The sequence below is a fragment of the Streptomyces sp. NPDC001903 genome (assembly GCF_042891345.1).
GTDB lineage: Bacteria > Actinomycetota > Actinomycetes > Streptomycetales > Streptomycetaceae > Streptomyces.
This window is the reverse complement of sequence record NZ_JBIASZ010000003.1, coordinates 346,329-367,169: the sequence shown is the minus strand read 5'-3', so window position 1 is coordinate 367,169 and position 20,841 is coordinate 346,329. Positions and strand designations below refer to the sequence as shown.

17 protein-coding genes, 1 tRNA gene and 1 riboswitch are annotated in these 20,841 nt (G+C 73.8%); of the genes, 11 read left to right on the top strand and 7 right to left on the bottom strand.

The features are described 5' to 3' along the window. Positions 1 to 49: 49 nt before the first annotated feature. Positions 50 to 1,873, bottom strand: coding sequence for a beta-galactosidase family protein (locus ACFYZS_RS08405; protein WP_389008172.1), 1,824 nt, complete (start codon positions 1,871 to 1,873; stop codon positions 50 to 52). A 188-nt stretch (positions 1,874 to 2,061) separates the two neighbouring features. Between ACFYZS_RS08405 and ACFYZS_RS08400 the strand changes: the two genes are divergently transcribed. From ACFYZS_RS08400 to ACFYZS_RS08380, 5 genes are all read left to right on the top strand, one after another. Further along, the gene (locus ACFYZS_RS08400) at positions 2,062 to 3,237 is read left to right on the top strand and encodes a substrate-binding domain-containing protein (protein WP_389008169.1); all 1,176 of its coding nucleotides are present in this window, start codon (positions 2,062 to 2,064) and stop codon (positions 3,235 to 3,237) included. A gap of 110 nt (positions 3,238 to 3,347) precedes the next feature. Next, positions 3,348 to 4,673 (top strand): ABC transporter substrate-binding protein, encoded by a 1,326-nt coding sequence (locus ACFYZS_RS08395; protein ID WP_389008166.1) that lies wholly within the window; start codon positions 3,348 to 3,350, stop codon positions 4,671 to 4,673. A 257-nt stretch (positions 4,674 to 4,930) separates the two neighbouring features. Continuing rightward, the gene (locus tag ACFYZS_RS08390; RefSeq protein ID WP_389008163.1) at positions 4,931 to 5,779 is read left to right on the top strand and encodes a carbohydrate ABC transporter permease; all 849 of its coding nucleotides are present in this window, start codon (positions 4,931 to 4,933) and stop codon (positions 5,777 to 5,779) included. After that, positions 5,776 to 6,735 (top strand): carbohydrate ABC transporter permease, encoded by a 960-nt coding sequence (locus ACFYZS_RS08385; RefSeq protein WP_389008160.1) that lies wholly within the window; start codon positions 5,776 to 5,778, stop codon positions 6,733 to 6,735. The genes ACFYZS_RS08390 and ACFYZS_RS08385 overlap by 4 nt, the downstream gene beginning before the upstream one ends. Further along, on the top strand, positions 6,732 to 7,781 hold the full coding sequence (locus ACFYZS_RS08380; RefSeq protein WP_389008157.1) for a hydroxyacid dehydrogenase: 1,050 nt from the start codon (positions 6,732 to 6,734) through the stop codon (positions 7,779 to 7,781). Before ACFYZS_RS08385 ends, ACFYZS_RS08380 begins: the two co-directional genes overlap by 4 nt. On the opposite strand, the gene ACFYZS_RS08375 is transcribed toward ACFYZS_RS08380, so the two are convergent. Next, positions 7,769 to 8,578, bottom strand: a complete 810-nt coding sequence (locus ACFYZS_RS08375; protein WP_389008155.1) for a sugar phosphate isomerase/epimerase family protein — start codon at positions 8,576 to 8,578, stop codon at positions 7,769 to 7,771. The two genes, ACFYZS_RS08380 and ACFYZS_RS08375, sit on opposite strands and share 13 nt — an antisense overlap. Beyond that, complete coding sequence (locus tag ACFYZS_RS08370; protein WP_389008153.1) at positions 8,575 to 9,651, bottom strand: LacI family DNA-binding transcriptional regulator; 1,077 nt, start codon at positions 9,649 to 9,651, stop codon at positions 8,575 to 8,577. Before ACFYZS_RS08370 ends, ACFYZS_RS08375 begins: the two co-directional genes overlap by 4 nt. Before the next feature lie 219 nt (positions 9,652 to 9,870). On the opposite strand from ACFYZS_RS08370, the gene ACFYZS_RS08365 reads away from it, so the two are divergent. The 6 genes from ACFYZS_RS08365 (at position 9,871) to ACFYZS_RS08340 (ending at position 17,622) form a co-directional block, all read left to right on the top strand. Then, positions 9,871 to 10,995 (top strand): Gfo/Idh/MocA family protein, encoded by a 1,125-nt coding sequence (locus ACFYZS_RS08365; RefSeq protein ID WP_389008822.1) that lies wholly within the window; start codon positions 9,871 to 9,873, stop codon positions 10,993 to 10,995. Continuing rightward, positions 10,992 to 12,170, top strand: a complete 1,179-nt coding sequence (locus ACFYZS_RS08360; protein WP_389008151.1) for a dihydrodipicolinate synthase family protein — start codon at positions 10,992 to 10,994, stop codon at positions 12,168 to 12,170. The genes ACFYZS_RS08365 and ACFYZS_RS08360 overlap by 4 nt, the downstream gene beginning before the upstream one ends. Beyond that, complete coding sequence (locus ACFYZS_RS08355; protein ID WP_389008149.1) at positions 12,167 to 13,006, top strand: sugar phosphate isomerase/epimerase family protein; 840 nt, start codon at positions 12,167 to 12,169, stop codon at positions 13,004 to 13,006. Before ACFYZS_RS08360 ends, ACFYZS_RS08355 begins: the two co-directional genes overlap by 4 nt. An 89-nt stretch (positions 13,007 to 13,095) precedes the next feature. Beyond that, complete coding sequence (locus tag ACFYZS_RS08350) at positions 13,096 to 15,486, top strand: polysaccharide lyase 8 family protein (protein WP_389008147.1); 2,391 nt, start codon at positions 13,096 to 13,098, stop codon at positions 15,484 to 15,486. 29 nt (positions 15,487 to 15,515) lie between these two features. Beyond that, on the top strand, positions 15,516 to 17,138 hold the full coding sequence (locus ACFYZS_RS08345; RefSeq protein ID WP_389008145.1) for a N,N-dimethylformamidase beta subunit family domain-containing protein: 1,623 nt from the start codon (positions 15,516 to 15,518) through the stop codon (positions 17,136 to 17,138). An 85-nt stretch (positions 17,139 to 17,223) separates the two neighbouring features. Continuing rightward, positions 17,224 to 17,622, top strand: a complete 399-nt coding sequence (locus tag ACFYZS_RS08340) for a VOC family protein (protein ID WP_389008143.1) — start codon at positions 17,224 to 17,226, stop codon at positions 17,620 to 17,622. A gap of 31 nt (positions 17,623 to 17,653) precedes the next feature. Here ACFYZS_RS08340 and ACFYZS_RS08335 read toward each other — a convergent pair whose 3' ends face one another. From ACFYZS_RS08335 to ACFYZS_RS08320, 4 genes are all read right to left on the bottom strand, one after another. Then, entirely contained in the window at positions 17,654 to 18,445 is a 792-nt protein-coding gene (locus ACFYZS_RS08335) for an ABC transporter ATP-binding protein (protein WP_389008141.1), read from the bottom strand. Further along, positions 18,442 to 19,476 carry a FecCD family ABC transporter permease gene (locus ACFYZS_RS08330; protein ID WP_389008819.1) on the bottom strand — a complete coding sequence of 345 codons (1,035 nt, stop codon included), beginning with the start codon at positions 19,474 to 19,476 and terminating at the stop codon, positions 18,442 to 18,444. Before ACFYZS_RS08330 ends, ACFYZS_RS08335 begins: the two co-directional genes overlap by 4 nt. An 11-nt stretch (positions 19,477 to 19,487) precedes the next feature. Then, positions 19,488 to 20,477 (bottom strand): ABC transporter substrate-binding protein, encoded by a 990-nt coding sequence (locus tag ACFYZS_RS08325; RefSeq protein ID WP_389008139.1) that lies wholly within the window; start codon positions 20,475 to 20,477, stop codon positions 19,488 to 19,490. A gap of 56 nt (positions 20,478 to 20,533) precedes the next feature. Further along, positions 20,534 to 20,610: riboswitch (cobalamin riboswitch) on the bottom strand. Positions 20,611 to 20,713: 103 nt separating this feature from the next. Further along, positions 20,714 to 20,787: transfer RNA gene (locus ACFYZS_RS08320), tRNA-Trp, on the bottom strand. Positions 20,788 to 20,841 lie beyond the last annotated feature (54 nt).

The window sequence follows — 20,841 nt, the reverse complement described above, 5'->3', positions numbered from 1 at the left end:
AGGTCGGGCGCGTGTGCGGGGTACGCCGGTTCGGCGGCGGTGCGCGGCTTCACTCGAGGGTGACGACCGTGGGGCGGCCGAGGTCGGGGCGGTCGCGCAGGGGCAGATCGGCGCCGGGGCGCTCCAGTTCGAGGAGGAGGATCTCGTTCCGGCCGGTCCGCCAGAGGGGCGCGGGGGCGTAGAGGGTGCGCTGCGGGCCGCGGGGGGTGTCGTAGTGGCCGAGGAGGAATCCGTTCAGCCAGACGAGGCCGGTGCCCCAGCCGGAGACGTCGAGGAATCCGTCGGCGGGGGCGCCCGCGAGGGCGTGGGTGAAGCGGTGGAAGGCCGGGCGGCCCGCGTCCGCCGGGGTTTGCCCGCTCGCCGATGGCCGGTCGGGGCCGGTGACTGCGGTGAGACCGGTGAGGGTGAGGTCGGTGAGCGGGAGCGGCCGGATCTCCCACTCGAACAGCTGCTGGTGGCCGTGCCGGACACCGCGCCAGATGCCCTTGCGGTCGTCGAGGAGCGGGCCGTAGTTGACCCGGCCCTGGGCCCGGACGAGGACGTCGAGGACCACCCCGGCCTCGCCGACCGCCAGATCGAGGCCCTCGTCGGGCCGGTTGCGGTCGAGGATGCCGAGGGGCTCGCCGTCGGCGAACACGTACGCGCGGTCGCCGAGTCCGTCGATGCGGACGGGCATCGCGGGGCGCGGCCCGGTGATGGCGGTGCGGTAGTGGATCAGCCCGTGGGACTGGCCCAGCTTCTCCATGGGCTCGGGCGCCGGGCGCAGTACGGGCTCCCCGCCGAGCAGGTCGAGGTGGTCCAGGAGCGGGGCCGTGCCGGCGGGGACGGCGAGGGCCGGGGTGATGCGGGGCGGCGGCTCGGGCAGCGGGCCGTCGGGCAGCGGCACGTACCTGCCGATGACCTCGCGGAACGCGTGGAACTTGGGGGTGAGTTCGCCGGCCTCGCCGATGGGGGCGTCGTAGTCGTAGCTGGTGACGGTGGGCTGGTAGCCGGGGTCGCCGGGGCGGGAGCCGGTGTGGTTGGCGCCGGCCCAGAAACCGAAGTTGGTGCCGCCGTGGGCCATGTAGAGGTTGACGGAGGCGCCGGTGGCGAGGAGTTCGTCGAGGGACCGGGCCGCGTCCTCGACGGCGCGGACGTGGTGGTCCTCGCCCCAGTGGTCGAACCAGCCGATCCAGAACTCCATCGCGGCGAGCGGGCCGGACCGCTGGTAGCGGCGCAGGTGGGCGAGGCGTTCGGCGGGCTGCGCCCCGAAGGTGGCGGTGGCGAGCCGGCCGGGGAGCATGCCGCCCTGGAGCATGGCGTCCTCGGGCCCGTCGGCGGTGAACAGGAGGCAGTCCACGCCGCGTTCGACCAGGGCCTGCTCCACGTGGGCCCGGTAGCGGGTGTCATTGCCGTACGAGCCGTACTCGTTCTCGATCTGGACGGCGACGACCGGACCCCCGCGGCTCGCGAGCAGGGGCAGCAGCTCGGGGGCCACGAGGTCGAACCAGCCGTCGGCCTCGGCCTCGAAGCGCGGGTCCGAGCAGCGCAGGTGCAGGCCGTCGACGGCGAGGAGCCGGGCGGGCAGGCCGCCGAAGTCCCATTCGGCGCAGATGTACGGGCCGGGGCGGACGACGGCGTCGAGACCGAGGTCCTGGGCGGTGCGCAGGAAGCGGCCGAGGTCGCGCGGGCCGGTGAAGTCGGCCTTGCCCGGGGCGCTCTCGTGGAAGTTCCACGGGACGTACGTGTCGACCGTGTTGGCGCCGAGGGCGCGCAGCCGCCGCAGCCTGTCCTCCCACAGGTCCGGATGGACCCGGAAGTAGTGCAGGGCCCCCGAGACGATGCGGTGGGGGCGCCCTGCGCGCCGGAATCCGTCCTGGTCGTACGTGAGCATGCGCTGACTCCCGAGAGAGGTCGTGATGCCGTGAGGTGCGGGACTCCGCCGAATATATGAACGTGGTGTCCACGCCGTCAATGACCGGTTGATCGGAAACGATCGAAACGATCGGTCCGGTTCTCTATGATGGCGGGGACACGGCGCGGACAGGGATGCCGTCGGAAGACCGCAGGGGGTAGGGAACCTTGAGACCACATGTGGACCAGCGGCAGGCGCAGGTGCTCGCGCTCGTCCGGGCCCGGGGCAGCGTGCGCGTGGCGGACCTGGCGGTGGAGCTGGGCGTCTCGCCCGTCACCCTGCGGCGCGACATCGAGGCGATGGCGGCCCGGGGCGAGATCCACCGGATGCACGGGGTGATCAGCCGCGTGGAGACCGGGCGGCCGGGCGGAGACCGGGCGGCGCGGGCCCCGGCAGCGGCGGCGGAGGTCTCGCCGGCCCCGGCCGGCGGCCGGGCGTCGGCCTCGGCGGATGCCGAGGGGCTGGTGGTCGGGATGGTGGTGCCGACCACGGAGTACTACTACGCCGACGTCGTGCGCGGCGCACGCGAGGTGGTCGAGGCGCGCGGCGCCCGGCTGACCGTGGGCCTGACCCGGTACCTGCCGGGCGAGGACCGGACGCAGGCGGACCGGCTGCTGTCCACCGGGGCGGACGGACTGCTGCTCACCCCGAACTGGGACGCCGGTGCGCCCGGCCCCGGCGAGGGGGCGTGGACCACGGAGCTGCCGGTTCCGACGGTGCTGGTGGAACGCTGGGCCCCGCCCGGGCATCCGGCGGCGGCGCTGGACCGGGTCGCCTCCGACCACGCGCACGGCGCGGCGGCCGCGGTGCAGCACCTGGTCGAGCGGGGGCACCGGCGGATCGCGCTGGCCAGCCGTGCGACGCCGACGACGCCGCGGCTGCGGGCCGGGTACGAGGCGGCGGTGGCCGCGCTCGGCCTGGAGCCGGCGCCGCCGTGGCCGGCGGCCGGGCCGGGCCCGCTCTCGGACGCGGACCTGTTCGCGCGGACGCTGGACTACCTGTGCGAGGCGGTGACGACGGGCGGGGTGAGCGCCGCCCTGATCCACAGCGATACGGACGCGATCATGCTGATCCCCAGGCTCCAGGCGCGCGGGGTGCGGGTGCCGGAGGACCTCGCGGTGATCACGTACGACGACGAGGTGGCGGAGCTGGCCGACGTACCGCTCTCGGCGGTGGCGCCGGCCAAGCGCGAGGTGGGGGCGCGGGCGGCGGGGTTGCTGCTGGACCGGCTGACGGCGACGGGGGCCGGCACGGGTGGGGAGGAGGGCCCGCGGCAGCACGTGGAGCTGCTCCCGCGGTTGACGATCCGTTCAAGTGGAACGGAAAAGGACTCGCCGATCTGATCATTTCGATCGAGTTGCGCATTCGCTCTTGACGGTGTGCCCGTTCGCACAAAAGATGGGCCGCGTTCTCCCATCCGCCGCCGTCAGCGGTCGTCCGTAGGAGCCACTCCATGTCGCGCAGCCTCCGTTCCTCCCGCATGCCCCGACTCGTCCTGACCGCCTCGGTCGCCTCCCTGGCCCTGCTCGCCACCGCGTGCGGCGGGGAGGCGGAGCCGGGCGGGGCCGGGGCGGCCGGCGGCTCCCCTGAGCAGCCGGTCACCGTCACCTACTGGTCCTCGTCCGCGGGCGCGCAGCAGACGGCCGATGCCTTCAACGCGACGCACCCGAACATCCGGGTGCAGTTCTCGGCGGTGCCGGGCGGGCCGGACGGGGCGGCGAAGCTGGCCAACGCGGTCAAGGGCGGCAACGCGCCGGACATCGCGACGATGGACTACGCGGCGCTCCCGGAGTTCGCGAGCGGCGGCAATCTGGAGGACCTGAGCGGGACTTCCGGGAAGCTCGTCTCGGAGAAGTTCCCGGAGGCGGTCCAGTCGCTGGTGAAGCTGGGCGGCAAGACATGGGCCGTGCCCTTCGACGTCACTCCGCTCGAACTCTTCTACCGCAAGGACATCTTCGAGAAGCACGGGGTGGCCGTGCCGAAGACGTGGGACGAGTACAAGGCGGCCGCGGAGAAGATCCACCAGGCCGACCCGGCGGTGCGGATCACGAACCTCGGCGGCGGTGACCCGGCGGTGCTGGCCGGCCTCTCCTGGCAGGCGGGCGCCCGCTGGTACGGGACCGAGGGCGAGAAGTGGAAGGTCGCGATCGACGACCCCGCCTCGAGGAAGGTGGCGGAGTACTGGAACGGCCTGATGGCCTCCGGAGTGGCCTCCAAGACCCCGCTGTGGGGTGAGGGCGAGGCGAAGGAACGTTCGTCCGGACAGGTCGCCACCGTCATCGGCGCGGCCTGGACGGCGGGCACCTTCCTCGCGAACTACCCCGACCTCAAGGGCAAGTGGGGCATAGCCCCGCTGCCGACCTGGGACGGCAAGCCCGCCACCGGCATGTACGGCGGCACCTCGTACATCGTGCCGAAGGGCAGCAAGCAGACCAAGGCGGCGGCGGAGTTCATCAAGTGGGTGACCACCGACCCGGAGGCGATCAAGGCGCGGCTCAGCTCGCTGAAGTCGCCGAGCAGCGCCCTGCCGGCCAATGCCGAGATGCGGGCCGAGGCGGCGAAGCTGTTCGACACGGCGTACTTCGAGGGGCAGGACCCGTACGGCCTGGCCGGCGCGGCCGCGGCGACCATCGTTCCGGGCTGGACCTGGGGCCCGGTCCACCTCCAGGTCAACGCGGCGCAGAACGCCGCCGGGCCGGACCTGGTCAAGGCCCTGAGCGAGGGGCAGTCGGCCGCCGAGAAGGCCGTCAAGGACCGCGGCCTGGGCCTGGCCGGCTGATGCCCGCCGCCCCCGGGACCCGGCCCGAGACCCCGGATGCGACCGCGCGGGCCGCGGGCGCCGCGCGTGTCGAGGGCGCCGCGCGTGTCGAGGGCGTCGGCCCGGGCACCGGCGCCGACGGCGGCGCGGGCGCCGGCCCGGTCGGGGCGCCCCGACCGGCAGACGCATCCCGCTCGGCAGACGCATCCCGCTCGGCGCAGCCACCGCCCGGCCCCCGCCGCACCACCGGAGGGACCGGCGCCGCTGCCGCCGGGTTCATGGCGCCCTTCTTCCTCCTCTTCGCGCTCGTGACCGTCGCCCCCATCGGGTACGCCGCCTGGCTCAGCCTCTTCCGCGAGGAGCAGTCCGGCCTCGGATTCGGCGGGACCCGGCGGGTCTTCAGCGGAATCGGGAACTACGCCGAGGCCCTGGCCGATCCCCTCTTCCTCGCCTCGTTCCGCCACGTCGCGCTCTACTGCCTGCTGTACATCCCCGTCATGGTCGGCGGCGCGCTGGTCCTCGCCCTGCTGCTGGACTCCGCCCTCGCCCGCGCCCGGCGGTTCTTCCAGATCGCCTTCTACCTGCCCCACGCAGTCCCCGGCCTGATCGCCGCGATGGTCTGGCTCTACCTCTACACACCGGGCCTCAGCCCCGTCCTCGACGTGCTCGACTCGGCCGGGCTCTCCTGGAACTTCTTCGGCCGCGACGAGGCCCTGCTGTCCGTGGTCAACATCTCGGCCTGGCAGTGGATGGGCTACAACATGATCATCTTCTTCGCCGGGCTCCAGGCCATCCCGCGCGAGACCCTGGAGGCCGCCACCATGGACGGCGCCGGAGCGCTCCGGACCGCCTTCCAGGTCAAGGTGCCGAGCATCCGGCCCACCCTCGTGCTGACCGTCCTGTTCACCTGCGTCGGCGCCGTCCAGCTCTTCGACGCCCCGCAGTTGCTCCAGCTCCGGGCCACCGAGATGGGCGAGTCCTGGTCCCCGACCATGTACATCTTCAGCGCCGCCTTCAAGGGCCACGACTACGGGCTGGCGGCCGCCGGCGCGCTGCTCTTGGCCCTGGTCGCCGCGGCCGCCTCGTACGTCGTCACCAAGCTCGGCAACCGCTGGAGGTCCGCATGACCGCCTCACTCGCCGCCGCCCGGGCATCGGGCCCGGCCCCGGGCCCTGCCCGGGGTCCTGCCCCGGCCCCGACACCCGCCCACGCCGCCCCGCCCGCGGCCCGGGCCGGCCGCGCGCGCGGCAGCGGCCTCCTCTCCCGTACCGCCGTCAACGCCGCCCTCCTGCTCGTCGCGGCGTACACCCTGATGCCCCTCGCCTGGCTGGTCCTGGCCGCCACCAAGAACCGCCGCGACCTCTTCGCCACCGATCCCTACGCCTTGGGCGACTTCAGCCTCGTCACGAACCTCGGCGAGCTCTTCGCGTACGACGACGGCATCTTCGGCCGCTGGCTCGCCAACAGCCTCCTCTACACCGTCGTCGGCTCCACCCTCTCCGCCCTCATCAGCGTGGCCTGCGGCTACGCCTTCCACGCGTACGGGTTCCGGCACAAGGAGAAGCTCTTCGGCGTCGTCCTCGCCGGGGTCCTCGTCCCCGCCACCGTGCTCCAGCTGCCGCTGTACCTGATGGCCTCGGCGGCCGGCGCCGTGAACACGTACGCGGCGTACCTGGTGCCCGCCCTGGTCAACCCCTTCGGCGTCTACCTGGCGCGGGTGTTCGCCGAGGGCTACGTCCCCGACGAGGTGCTGGCCGCCGCCCGCGTCGACGGCGCAGGTGAACTGCGGCTCTTCGCGCACGTGTCGTTCCCGATGCTGTGGCCGGGGTTTGTGACCATCTTCCTGTTCACCTTCACGGCGATCTGGAACAACTTCTACGGCGCGCTGACCATGCTCAACGACGAGCGGCTCTACCCCGTCAGTCTGGGCCTGTTCATGTGGAACCGCAGCGTCTACCAGCAGCCCGAGCTCTATCCCCTGGTGATCACCGGTTCACTCGTCGCCGTCGTCCCGCTCGTGCTGGCCTTCCTCGGCCTGCAGCGGTTCTGGCGCTCGGGTCTCACCGCAGGAGCCGTCAAGTGACCCACCGCCTCTTCCCCGCCGGGCCCGGCGCCCGGCGCCGCCCCGCCACCGTCCTCGCCATGAGCCCCGGTACCCGGGCCGCCGTCCTCAGCGGCCGCATGCTGCCCGAGCTGGTCCGGGTCGCCGATGTGGACACCGACCTGCTGCTGACCGGCTTCGAGCACGAGGAGCCCGAGCTCCGCCGCCGTCTCGCCGACGCCGAGGTGCTGTTGACCGGCTGGGGCTGCCCGCCGCTCGACGCCGAGGCCTTGGAGCGGATGCCGCGGCTGCGCGCCGTCGTGCATGCCGCCGGCAGTGTCAAACACCATGTCACGGAGGCCTGCTGGGAACGCGGGCTGCTGGTCTCCAGCGCGGCCGCCGCCAATGCCGTGCCGGTCGCCGAGTACACGCTCGCCGCGATCCTGTTCGCCAACAAACGGGTCCTGGAAGCCGCCCACGCCTACCGGGCGGCGCGCGGCCCGATCGACCTGCTGCGCCGCTACCCGGCCGTCGGCAACTACCACCGCACGGTCGGCATCGTCGGCGCCTCTCTCATCGGCCGGCGCGTGATGGAGCTGCTGCGCCCCTTCGACCTGCGCGTCCTCGTCCACGATCCGTACGCCGACCCCGGCGAGCTCGCCGCGCTGGGCGGTGAGTCCTGCGCGCTCGACGAACTGCTGCGCCGCAGCGACGTGGTGAGCCTGCACGCCCCCGCGCTCGCGCAGACCCGTCATCTGCTGGACGCGGCGCGGCTGGCCCTGATGCCGGACGGCGCCACGCTGGTCAACACCGCGCGGGGCTCCCTCGTCGACACCGCGGCGCTGACCGAGGAGCTGGTCGCGGGGCGGCTGCACGCCGTGCTCGACCACACCGAGCCCGAGGTGCTGCCGGCCGGCTCCCCGCTGTACAACCTCCCGAACGTGCTGCTCACCCCGCATGTGGCGGGATCGCTGGGCGGGGAGCTGGACCGGCTCGCGGCGACGGCGGTCGAGGAGCTGGAGCGGTACGCCCTGGGGCTGGACTTCCGCTACGCCGTGGACCGGGGCCGGCTCGCCTACTCGGCCTGAGCCCCCGCGCCCGCTCCCCCGGCCGCCAGCCGCTCCAGGTACTCCCGGCCCCGCGCGAGCTGACCCGGCAGCTCGGCGGCGCCGGGATACCAGCGCTTCTCGTACTCCCAGCAGAGCCAGCCGTCCTGCGGTACGACGGCCACCGCCTCGGCGAGCGGCAGTACCCCGGCGCCGAGCGAGAGCGGGGTGAGCTCCTGCGCCGACGCCACGTCCTTCACCTGTACGTAGCCCAGATGCGGGCCCAGCGCCCGCCGTGACCGCGCCGGCTCCTCGCCCCCGAGCCAGGTGTGCAGTACGTCCCACAGCGCGCCCGCGCCGCCCTGCCCGACCCGGTCCAGCACCCGCGCGGCGTCCGCTCCGGTCCGGTGCGAGTCGTGCGTCTCGAGCAGGATCCGGACCCCGTGCCGCTCGGCGAACGGTGCGGCGGCGGCCAGCCGGCGGACGGCGTGGGCGTCGGCCGCGGCCCCCGGCTGCCCGGCGCCGCCCGGGAACACCCGGACGTACGGGGCTTCGAGGTCTGCGGCCAGCCGGACCAGGCCGTGCAGTTCGGCGAGGACCGGCTCGTCCGCACCCGCGGCGGCCACCCGGGCATAGCCCGCGACGCCGAGGACCGCGACCCCGGCGGCGGTGAGGGCGCGCAGGGCCGCCGCCCGGTCCGCCGGCGGGCTGCCGGAGTGCAGGGGCTCCTCGGGGTGGGCGCGCAGTTCGAGGCCCTCGTAGCCGTGGCCGGCGGCGAGGGCGGCGCTCCGCTCGAGCGTGGCGCCGGGCAGGCCGAGCGTGGAGAAGGCGTACCTCACGGCCGGTTCCCCTCGGGCGGGGGCGGGGCGGTGGAGCCGCGGACGATGAGTTCGGTGGGCAGGGTGGTGATGCCGCCCGGGGGCGGCGGCTTGCGGCCGGTGACGAGCTGGGCGGCGAGTATGCCGGCCTCGCGCAGCGGTACGCGGACGGTGGTGAGGGCGGGGGCGGTGTCCACACAGACCGGGAGGTCGTCGAACCCGGCGACGGAGACGTCCTCGGGGATGCGCAGACCGGCTTCGCGCAGGGCCGCGGCCACTCCGGTGGCCACGGTGTCGTTGGCCGCGGCGACGGCGGTGAAGGGTGCTCCGCGGCGCAGCAGCTCACGGGTGGCGTCGTAACCGGCGGAGCGCTCGAACCCGGCGTGCACGGTGAGCGGGTCGCAGGCCTCGGGCAGGGCGGGATCGTGGTGTCGCAGCGCCGCGCGGTGGCCGCCGAGCCGTTCCCGGGTGGTGCTCAGCCCCGGCGGGCCGGCCACGTACGCGATGCGCCGGTGGCCGAGCGACAGCAGGTGCTCGGCGAGGCGGAAGGCCCCGCCCCGGTCGTCGAACATGACCGTGGCGACGGGCAGCGCGGGGGGCACGGGCAGCGGGGGCCGCCCGCACAGGACGACGGGGGCGCCGGCATCCGCCATCCGGGTGACGCGGGCGGCGAGGGCTGCGGTGTGCCCGGGCTCCTCGACGGCGCCGCCGGTCAGGACGACCCCGCCGGCGCGCTGGCCCTCCAGCAGGGTGAGGTAGGCGAGTTCGGCTTCGGGGGCACCCTCGGTGTTGCAGACGACGGCGAGGCGGCGCGGATCGCTGCGGCCGGCCGGGGCGAGGGCGCTCTGCAGGGATCCGGCGAGGATGCCGAAGAAGCTGTCCGCCACGTCGTGGACGAGCACGCCGACCAGGTCGGAGGTGGCGGCCGCGAGGGCGCGGGCGGGGCCGTTGGCCACGTAGCCGAGCTCTTCCACGGCCTGTTCCACGCGGGTCCGGGTGCCGCCGGCCACCGGATATCCGCCGTTGAGCACGCGCGAGACGGTCGCGGGCGACACGCCCGCGTGCGCCGCGACCTCGGCGAGAGTCACCGCCATCCTTCACCCCTCCTGCTCGTCCCGGCTCATCGTCTCATCCGGGTGTGGATCTCCATACTCCCCCAAAGAGAAAGCGCTTTCCATCACTCGAACGAGTGTTGCGCAGCGCTCGTTCTCCGTCCTAGCCTGACGGAAGTGAAAGCGCTTTCTATCGCGCTTTCCTCGGACGACGAGCCTGAAGGAGGGGACACCGTGGAGCGCAGGACGATCAAGATCGCCATGAACGGCGTGACCGGGCGGATGGGATACCGCCAGCATCTGGTCCGCTCGCTGCTCGCCCTGCGCGAGCAGGGCGGGCTGGACCTGGGCGACGGCCGGGTGCTGTGGCCCGAGCCGGTGCTGGTCGGACGCCGGGAGCCCGCCTTGCGGGCCATCGCCGAGGAGCACGGGCTGGAGCACATCAGCACGGATCTTCCCGCCGTGCTGGCCGACCCCGAGGTGGAGATCTACTTCGACGCGCAGGTCACCGGCGCCCGCGAGGCCGCGGTCCGGCAGGCCGTGGCGGCGGGCAAGCACGTGTACTGCGAGAAGCCGACGGCTCTGAGCTTCGCTTCCTCGCTGGAGCTGGCCCGCCTGGCCGCGGAGGCCGGGGTCAAGCACGGGGTGGTCCAGGACAAGCTGTTCCTCCCGGGACTGCTCAAGCTGAAGCGGCTGATCGATGGCGGCTTCTTCGGCGAGATCCTGTCGGTGCGCGGGGAGTTCGGGTACTGGGTGTTCGAGGGTGACTGGCAGCCGGCCCAGCGGCCGTCCTGGAACTACCGGGCGCAGGACGGCGGGGGCATCGTCGCCGACATGTTCCCGCACTGGGAGTACCTGCTGCACGAGCTGTTCGGCCGGGTCCGCACGGTACAGGCCCTGGCCCGTACGCACATCGGCCGCCGCTGGGACGAGGAGGGAAAGCCGTACGAGGCGACGGCGGACGACGCGGCGTACGGGGTCTTCGAGCTGGAGGGCGGCGCCGTCGCACAGATCAACTCCTCCTGGGCGGTACGGATCCACCGCGACGAGCTGGTGGAGTTCCAGGTGGACGGGACACACGGGTCGGCGGTCGCCGGGCTGCGCGGCTGCCGCATCCAGCACCGGGGGGCGACGCCCAAGCCCGTGTGGAATCCCGATCTGCCGCAGTCGGAGGCCTTCCGCGCCCAGTGGCAGGAGGTCCCGGACAACGCCCCGTTCGACAACGGCTTCAAAGCCCAGTGGGAACTGTTCCTGCGCCATGTCGTGCTCGACGAGCCCTGGCAGTGGGACCTGCTGGCCGGCGCGCGCGGAGTGCAGCTCGCCGAGCTGGGGCTGCGCTCCTCCGCGGAGGGCCGGCGGCTGCCGGTGCCGGAGGTGGTCCTGTGAGCATCCGGCTCCCGGAGGCGGACGGCGGACACCGCCTGTACCGGCCCGCCACCGATCCGCTCGCGCCGCTGGTCTGCGGTCCGGCGCGCAGCCGCAGGTTCTATGCCGCTGCGCATGTGGTGGCGGATCCGCTCGCCGCCTGCGCCGGCGGTCCGGCATCCCGGCCGGGCCCGGCGGTGGACTGGGAGGCGACGCTGGCCTTCCGGCACCGGCTGTGGGCGCAGGGCCTGGGGGTCGCGGAGGCCATGGACACGGCCCAGCGCGGGATGGGTCTGGACTGGCCGGCCGCGGCGGAGCTGATCCGCCGGTCGGCCGCCGAGGCCAGAGCGGTGGGCGGCCGGATCCTCTGCGGCGCGGGCACCGACCAGCTCGCCCCGGGCGCCGGGCACGCGCTGACGGCTATCACCGCCGCGTACGAGGAACAGCTCGCGCACGTCGAGGACTGCGGGGCGGGGGCCGTGCTGATGGCCTCCCGGGCTCTGGCGGCCGCGGCGCGCGGACCGGAGGACTATCTGGCGGTGTACGGGAGGCTGCTGCGGCAGAGCGCCCGGCCGGTCGTACTGCACTGGCTGGGTCCGATGTTCGATCCGGAGCTGGCCGGCTACTGGGGGCACGCCGATCTCGACGCGGCCACCGAGGTGTTCCTGAAGGTCGTCGCCGACCAACCGGAGAAGGTGGACGGGGTCAAGGTCTCGCTGCTGGACGCGGAGCGGGAGAGGGACATCCGGCGCAGACTCCCGCCGGGCGTGCGCTGCTACACGGGCGATGACTACCACTATCCCGAGCTGATCGCCGGGGAAGGGGCCGCGGAGCCGGGAAGCGACGCGCTGCTGGGCGTCTTCGACCCGATCGCCCCGCTGGCCGCCAGGGCCGGGACGGCCCTGGACCGGGACGACACCGCCGGTTTCCACGCGTTGCTGGATCCGACGGTGGCCCTGTCACGGCACCTGTTCGCCCCGCCGACCCGCTACTACAAGACGGGGGTGGTGCTGCTGGCCTGGCTGGCGGGGTACCAGGATCACTTCACGATGCTGGGCGGGCTCCAGTCGGCCCGGCCGCTCCCCCATCTGGCGACCGCGTACGAACAGGCGGACCTGCTGGGCCTGTTCCCCGATCCGGGGCTCGCCGAGGCGCGGATGCGCCGGCTCCTCGCGGTGTACGGGGTGGAGTCGTGAGCCGGGGGCCGGCCCCGGCCCGGTTCAGCCTGAACCAGGAGACCGTCCGCCAGTGGTCGATGCCCGAGCTGGTCGACGGGTGCCTCGCGGCCGGGGTGGGCGCGGTCGGACTGTGGCGGGATCCGGTGCGGGAGTTCGGGCTGCGCGAGACGGCGAAGCTGGTCGCCGGGGCCGGGCTGCGGGTCAGTTCGCTGTGTCGCGGCGGGTTCTTCACCGCCGCCGATCCCGTGGGGCGGGCCGCGGCCCTCGCGGACAACCGCCGGGCCGTCGAGGAGGCCGCCGAGCTGGGCGCCGAGGTGCTGGTCCTGGTTTCGGGGGGACTGCCCGACGGCGACCGGGACCTGGCGGGGGCGCGGCGGCGGATCGCCGACATCCTCGGAGAGCTCGCCCCGTGGGCCGCCGCGCACGGGATACGGCTGGGGATCGAGCCCCTGCATCCGATGTTCGCGTCAGACCGCTGTGTGGTCTCCACGCTCGGCCAGGCCCTGGACATCGCCGAGCAGTTCCCGGCGCAGCAGGTGGGAGTGGTCGCCGACTCCTATCACCTGTGGTGGGACGAGCGGCTGCCGGCCGATCTGCGCCGGGCGGGTTCGGGCGGGCGGATCGTGTCGGTCCAGGTGGCCGACTGGGTGACCCCGCTGCCGGCCGGGGTGCTGCTGGGGCGGGGGCAGTTGGGCGACGGCTGTATCGATCTGCGGGCGTTCAGGGAGCTGGCCGACGCGGCCGGCTACCGGGGCCCGGTGGAGGTGGAGATCTTCCATCCGGGGCTGTGGGCGCGCGACGGTTCCGAGGTGCTGCGGGAGGTGATCGACCGCTACCGCGAGCACGTGGCGTGAGCCGTGCCCGGAACACGCGGCCCGGTGCATTCCGAGTGGGGCAAGCGAGGGGCCGGCGTGGCCGGTCGGGATCGGACAAGGAGCATGCGATGACAGACGTGTGGAGTCGGCGCGCCTTCCTCTCCGTCGCGGGCGGGGGTGCGCTCCTGCTGGGGGCGGGCGCCGCGCGGGCGGGGGCCGCGCCGGCGGACGGGGTCCACGACGCCATGCGGGCGGTGTGGCGCGGGCTCTTCCTGGGCGGTGACATCCCCGCCGCGGCCGAGCCGTTCCGTTCGAGACTCGCCGATCTCGGCGCCCTGGCCGGCGGGTGGCGCTCCGCCATGGCTCCGGCGGCCGGCTCTCTCTGGCCCGACCTGGGGTACGCCGGCGACCCCGAGATGATGATGCAGAGCTACTACCGGCTGCGGACGATGGCCGAGGCCTACGTCCGGCCCGGGACCGGGGTCACCGGGGACGCCGGGCTGCGTTCGGCCCTGCTGACCGGGCTGGACCACCTGCACGCGGACGTCTACCACGCCGGCCGGGCGCGGTACGGGAACTGGTACTGCTGGCAGATCGGCGCCCCGCAGGCCCTGCTGGACCTGTGCGTGCTGCTGTACGCGGAGCTGCCGGCCGCTCGGGTGGCCGACTTCTGCGCGGCCGTCGACCACTTCGTCCCGGACTCGGTCGTCGGCTCGTACTCCGGGACCAGTACGGGGGCGAACCGGGTGGACCTGTGCCGGGTGCTGGCGCTGCGCGGGGTGGTCGGCGGGGACTCGGCGAAGATCGCCCTGGCGCGGGACGCGCTCGCTCCGGTGTTCCCGTACGTCACCACGGGCGACGGGCTGTACCGGGACGGGTCGTTCGTGCAGCACACCTGGGTGCCGTACACGGGGACGTACGGGGCGGTGCTGCTCGGCGGACTGGGGATGCTGTTCGCGCTGCTGAAGGGCACCGCGTGGGAGGTCACGGACCCCGGGGCGCAGATCGCCCTCGACGCGGTGGAACGGGCTTGGGCGCCCTTCCTGTTCAACGGGCTGATCATGGACTCCGTGTCGGGGCGGGCGGTGAGCCGGGGTCTGATGGTCACCGATCCGCGGCAGGTCCAGCAGGACGACCACGCCCGGGGGCATGCGGTGCTCGCCGCGATCCTGCTGCTCTCGGAGGGCGCGAGCGCGGCCGAGCGGGTGCGCTGGCGGGGGCTGGTGAAGGGCTGGATGGCCCGGGACTACTACAGCCGCCCCCTCGCGGACCCGTCCCTGGCCCTGTCCTCGCTGGCCCGCCTGGCGCGGGTCGAGGCCGACGCGTCGGTCACGGCACTGCCCGAGCCGGTCGGGCACCGGCTGTTCGCGTCCATGGACCGGGCCACGCACCGGCGGCCCGGCTGGGCGGCCTCGCTGTCCATGGCCTCGAAGCGGATCGCCCACTACGAGACGGGCAACGGGGAGAACCTGCGCGGCTGGCACACCGGCAGCGGGATGCTCTCCTGGTGGGGGGCCGGCTACGGCAACGGCCAGTATTCGGACGCCTTCTGGCCCACGGTGGACCCGTACCGGCTGCCGGGGACGACGGTGTCGCGGAAGGTGCTCGCCGACGGGGCGGGCGGCGACTGGGGGGCGTCACGGCCCGACGCGGCCTGGGTGGGCGGGACGACCGACGGGGAGTTCGCCTCCCTGGGTCAGCACCTGCGGGGCCTGGGCAGCACGCTCACCGCCCGCACGTCCTGGTTCTTCCTGGACGACACGATCGTCTGTCTGGGGGCCGGTATCCGCTGCTCGGACGGAAACGCGGTCGAGACGGTGGTCGACAACCGCAACCTGGGCGCCTCGGGGACCCATGCCCTCACCGTCGGGGGCACGGTCCAGCCGGCCGCCCTCGGCTGGTCGGCGGCCTTCCCCGCCCCCGGCTGGGCCCATCTGGCGGGCTTCGGCGGGTACGTGATGTCGGGTTCGGGCTCGTTCAGGGCCCTGCGGGAGGCGCGTACCGGCCGGTGGAGCGATATCAACCGGGGCGGCTCCACCACGGCTCTGACCCGGCGCTACCTCACCCTCTGGTACGACCACGGCAACGACCCGGCGGGAGCGGGGTACGTGCACCAGGTGCTGCCGGGGGCGACGGTGGCCCAGACCGCCGCGAGAGCCGCCTCCGGATGGCTGTCCGTACTCGCCAACTCGGATACGGCCCAAGGGGTCCGGGTGCCCTCGCTGGGCTTCACCGGGGTCAACTTCTGGCAGGCCGGATCGGCCGGTCCGCTGGAGGCGGGAGCACCTTGTTCGGTGACGGTGCGGGAGAGGCCGGACGGCACGGCCGCGCTCTGCGTCGCGGACCCGGCCCGGGCCCTGGCCTCGCTGAGCGTGGTGTGGAACCGCCCCGTCGCCGCGGTGATCTCCCGCCCGCCGAGCCTGGTCGCGGAGGCCACGGGCGCACGGCTGCGGCTCGATTTCGGGAACCTCACCGCGGCGGCGGGCGCCGGCCAGCAGGTGGTGGTCCGGCTGGGGTGAGGCGTCAAGCGTGACATAGCGTGCCCTCCATGGATCAGGAGTACATGGCCGGGGACGGGACCGGCGAGGACGCGGGCGCGGGCAGGCGGCGGTTTCTCGCGATCGCGACGGGAGCGGCCACCGCCGCCGGGCTCGGCGCCGTTGCCGGCTGCGGGAACGGCACCACCGGCGGGGCGGCGGCGAAGGGCGACGGCAAGGGCGCGACGCCCGGCGCGACGGCGGGCAAGGGCGGGCCGGCCGGTTTCGACGTCAGGGCCGAGAACGCCAAGCCGGGGCATGCCGATTGGCGTGTGACCAAGGCCGGGGCGGCCCGGGCCATCGAGGGCTTCGCCGACAAGGTCAGCGTCCTGTCCGGCGAGTCCTTCGGCCTGCACGTGTCCACCACCGCGCCCCGCTTCACCGTCTCCGCCTACCGGATGGGCTGGTACGGCGGCGCCCGGGCCCGACTGGTGTGGCGGTCCGAGGCGCTGCCCGGCGTGCGCCAGCCCGAGCACACGGTGGATTCCGCGACCCGCATGGTCCGTGCCCGGTGGCCCCGTACGACCACCGTCGAGACCAAGGACTGGCCTGAGGGGTGCTACCTGCTGCGGCTCGACGCACAGGGCGGCGAGGGCCAGCGCTTCGTCCCGGTCACCGTCCGCTCGGCGGCGGGCGCCGGCCGTACGGTCGTGGTGAACGCGGTGGCGACCTGGCAGGCGTACAACCGCTGGGGCGGCTACGGCAGCTACGACGGCCCCAGCGGCGGCTACGCCTCGCGCTCCCTCTGCGTCACCTTCGACCGGCCGTACGAGTACGACGACGGCGCCGGCCTGTTCCTCGTGTACGAGGCCCCGCTGCTCGCCCTCGCCGAGCGGCTCGGCATACCCCTGGCCTACGCGACGACCACCGATGTCGCGCGGGAGAAGCGGCTGCTGGAAGGGGCCGCGGCGGTCCTCTCCCTCGGCCACGACGAGTACTGGTCGCCCGAGCAGCGGGCCCACTTCACCGCCGCCCGGGATGCCGGGACCAACATCGCGGTCCTCGGCGCGAACTGCTGCTTCCGCCGGATCCGGCTGGAGCCCTCCGACCTCGGGCCGGACCGTACGGTGGTCTGCTACAAGTCCGCCTACGACCAGGACCCCGGGTTCAAGCGCGGCCAGCCGGCCACCGTCGACTTCCGCTCGGCGCCCGGTGCCGATCCGGAGAGCTCGCTGCTCGGCGTGATCTACGACGGCTACCCGGTGGACGCCCCGTACGTGGTGACCCACCCCGGCCACTGGCTGTTCGAGGGCACCGGCGTGAAGGCCGGCGACCACTTCCCCCACCTGGTGGGGGTGGAGTACGACAAGGTCGACACCGGGTTCCCGACGCCCCGGCCGATCGAGATACTGGCCCACTCCCCCGTGGTGTGCGAGGGCCGGCCCAGCCACCAGGACACGGCGTACTACACGGTTCCCAGCGGCGCGGGCGTCTTCGCGACCGGGACCATGCGGTGGGTGGAAGCCCTGGACGCCACGGGCGACGGCCGCAGCGGTGCCAACCACGGCCTCGACGCGAAGGCCGGCGCACTGACCACCCGGGTGACGGAGAACGTGCTGCGGGCGTTCGCCGCGGGCCCGGCCGGGCGCGCACACCCCGCGCAGGACAATGTCAAGGCGGTGTACGGGGGTTAGGATCGTGATCACGGCATCGCGTGTCGGTCACCGACCGGGTGAGGCATGGAGGTGCCCGTGATGTGCCTTGCGGAGGCATTCACTCATGTCAGTACAGCTGAACCACACGATCGTCCCTTCCCGGAACAACCGGGAAGCCGCCGCATTCCTGGCGGACGTCCTCGGCCTTGAGGTCGGGACCGAGTGGGGCCCCTTCGTCCCCGTCGACACCGCCAACGGCGTCACCCTCGACTTCGCGACCGTCCCGGCCGAGTCCCTCACCGTCCAGCACTACGCGTTCCTCGTGTCCGAGGAGGAATTCGACGTGTCGTTCGGGAGGATCCGGGCGGGCGGGATCCCGTACTTCGCCGACCCCCACATGAAGCGGCCCGGGGAGATCAACCACAACGACGGCGGCCGCGGCGTCTACTTCCTGGACCCCTCGGGCCACGGGATGGAGATCATCACCCGCCCGTACGGCTACCAGGAGCCCAGCGCCGGCTAGGCCGGGTCTTTCGGATGCGTCCGCCTCCCGCTCACTTCCCGTCGAGCGGGAGGTAGACGATGTTCGGCGCGCCGGTGGCCGGATGGAGGCCGATCCGGGTGCGGACCCCGTACACCTCGGCCAGCAGGTCCTCGGTCAGCACCTGCGAGGGTGTCCCCGAGGCCGCCACCCGGCCGCCCGCCAGCACGTACAGGCGGTCGCAGTACGAGGCCGCCAGGTTGAGGTCGTGCAGGACGAGCAGCGCGGTGGCGGGCAGCGCGCGGACCAGGGCGAGGACCTCCAGCTGGTAGCGGATGTCCAGGTGGTTCGTCGGCTCGTCGAGGGCCAGGAGGCCCGGCTCCTGGACGAGGGCGCGGGCCACCAGGGCGCGCTGGCGCTCCCCGCCGGAGAGTTCGTCGTGGCGCCGGCCCGCGAACCCGCCCGCACCGACGGTCTCCAGGGCCTCGGCGACGCGCCGGTCGTCCTCCGGGCCGTCCTGCTCCCAGAACCGCTTGTGCGGGCTGCGCCCCATCGCGACCACCTCGCGGACGGTCAGCCCGAAGGTCCCCGCCGCTTCCTGGGGGACGACCGCCACCCGCCGGGCCCGCTCCTTGGCGCCCAGCCGCGCCGCGTCCGCGCCGTCCAGCAGCACCCGGCCGGCGGTGGGCCGCAGGGTCCCGTAGACGCAGCGCAGCAGCGTGGTCTTGCCGCTGCCGTTGGGGCCGACCACGCCGACCGTCTCGCCGGGCCGGGCGGTGAGGTCGACTCCGTGGAGCAGCGTGTGCCCGTCGGTCGCGTAGCGCACGGCCTCGACGGCGAGGTCCACCGGCTGCGGCCCGCTCATCCCGCCACCCCCTCGACCCGGGTGGAGCGGCGCAGCATCCACAGGAAGAAGGGCCCTCCGACGAGTGCGGTGACCACGCCGACCGGTATCTCCTCGGGTGCCGCGGCCGTACGGGCGACCAGGTCGGCCAGGGTCAGGAACACGGCCCCGCCCAGCGCGGCCACGGGCAGCAGCGCCCGGTGCCCGGCGCCGACGACCATCCGGGCGGCGTGCGGGACCATCAGCCCGACGAAGCCGATGGCGCCGCTGTAGGCGACGAGCACACCGATGACGAGGGAGGTGAGGACGAAGACCGCCGCGCGGAAGCGCCCGGTGTCCAGGCCGAGGGTCCTCGCGCCCTCCTCCCCCGCGAGGAGCAGGTCGAGCGGCCGGGCGAGCGCGGTCAGCAGGGCGGTGCCGACGAGCAGCGCGGCGCCGGGCAGGGCGAGTTCACCCCAGCGGGCGCCGCCCAGGCCGCCCAGGGTCCAGAACAGGACGGACCGGATCTGGTCGGGGTGCGCGGCGAGCACCAGCACCAGGCTGGTGAGCGCGGAGAGGATGTACTGGACGGCGACCCCGGCGAGGATCAGCCGCCCCGTGGTCATGGTGCCGCCGCGCCGGGCCATGGCGTAGACGGCGACGAGCGCGCCCATCGACCCCGCGAACGCGGCGGCCGGCACGCCCAGAGCGCCGATCGCGCCGAGGGCGCCCCCCGTGGCCGCGGCTCCCGCGCCGAGCACGATGACGAGGACGGCGCCCAGCGAGGCCCCGGAGGAGGCCCCCAGCAGGAACGGATCGGCGAGCTGGTTGCGTACGAGGGCCTGCAGGACGGTGCCCGCCACGGCGAGCCCGGCTCCCACGACCGCGCCGAGCAGCAGCCGCGGCATCCGCACGTCCCACACGATGGAGGCGAACGCCCCGGTGCGCTGCCCGGGGCCGCCGAGCACGATGTCCAGGACCCGGCCGGGGGCGATCCGTACCGGCCCCAGGGCCAGGCCCGCGACGGCGGAGGCGAGGAGCGCCACCGCGAGCAGGCCGAGGACGAGCGGCATGCGGGGGCGGCTCACGCGGTGTCGGGGTGGAGCTGGCGGCCCAGGGACTCGACGGCGTCGGCGACGCGGACGCCGAGGACGGCCGAGGACAGGGGCAGCACCACGAACCGCTTGTTCTTGATCGCGGGAACCTCGGCCAGTGCCGGATCGTTCAACAGGCGCTGCTTCTTGGCTTCGACGGTGGTGCCGCCGTAGTCGTAGATGAGGACGACCTCGGGCCGCCGCTCGATGACCTTCTCCCACGACACGTCGCCGAAGGTGTCCTTGAGGTCGGCGAAGCTGTTCGTCCCGCCCGCCAGCGAGACGATCTCGTTGCCGATGCCGCCTCCTCCGGAGGTGAAGGCGGTGCCCTCGCCCGAGTCGTAGACGAAGACGGCCGGCCTGGCCTTGTCCTTGACCCGGGCGGTGACGGCGTCGATCCGGCGCTGCTCGTCCTCGATGAGGCGCGCGCCGCGCTCGGGTACGCCGAAGGTGCGCGCGACCTCGGTGATCTCGGTCTTCAGCTGTTCGATGCCTACGGGGCCGGTGCTGCAGTACTCCACGCTCAGCCGGGAGTTGATGCCGGCCTTGGCGAGTCCCTCCCGGTCGCGGCCCTGCGCCTTGTCGAAGGCGCTCGCGTAGCCGCCGTAGACGAAGTCCGGGTCGGCGCCGAGGAGGACCTCCTTGGAGGGGTACTCCTTGGCCAGCACCTTGATCTTGTCGTAGGCGGGCCGGTAGGCGGGCAGCACCGCGTCGTCGAGGTAGGCCGTCGCGGCCATCCGGTCCTGGAGCCCGAGGGCCAGCAGGATCTCGGTGGCGTGCTGGTTCATGGTGACAGCCCGCCGCGGCGGGGCCTGGTAGGTGCTGCTGACACCGCAGTTGGTGACGGTGTACGGGAACCCCGGCGCACCGGCCGCGTCCGCGGCCCCGCCCTCCGCCGGGGGCGGACCGCCGCAGGCGGCCAGGGATATCAGGAGCGCGATCGGCACGAGTGCGCGCAGAACGGCGCGGGAACGCGGCATGGCGAAGCCTCTCCGGGGGATCCTCGTCCCCTGGTCGACGTGAAGAGGCGGTGCGTCAGTGTCTGACTCCCGGTCCCCGAGCGGGCACCGGTCACAGTGGCGGGACCGCACCGGATTCGCACCGGTTTCCTGTCCTGCACCGCCTGGGGTGGTTCGCCCCAGTCTGCCAGACGGCCTCGAAACGCCGTCGGGCCCGCCCCCGTGGAGGGGACGGGCCCGACGCCGCGTACTGCTTGCAGGGGCGGCAGGATTCGAACCTGCGGCATCTGGTTTTGGAGACCAGCGCTCTGACCAGCTGAGCTACACCCCTTCGGTGAGGGAAACTCTGACATGGAGCGCCGCCGGGATCCAAATGGATTAGCGG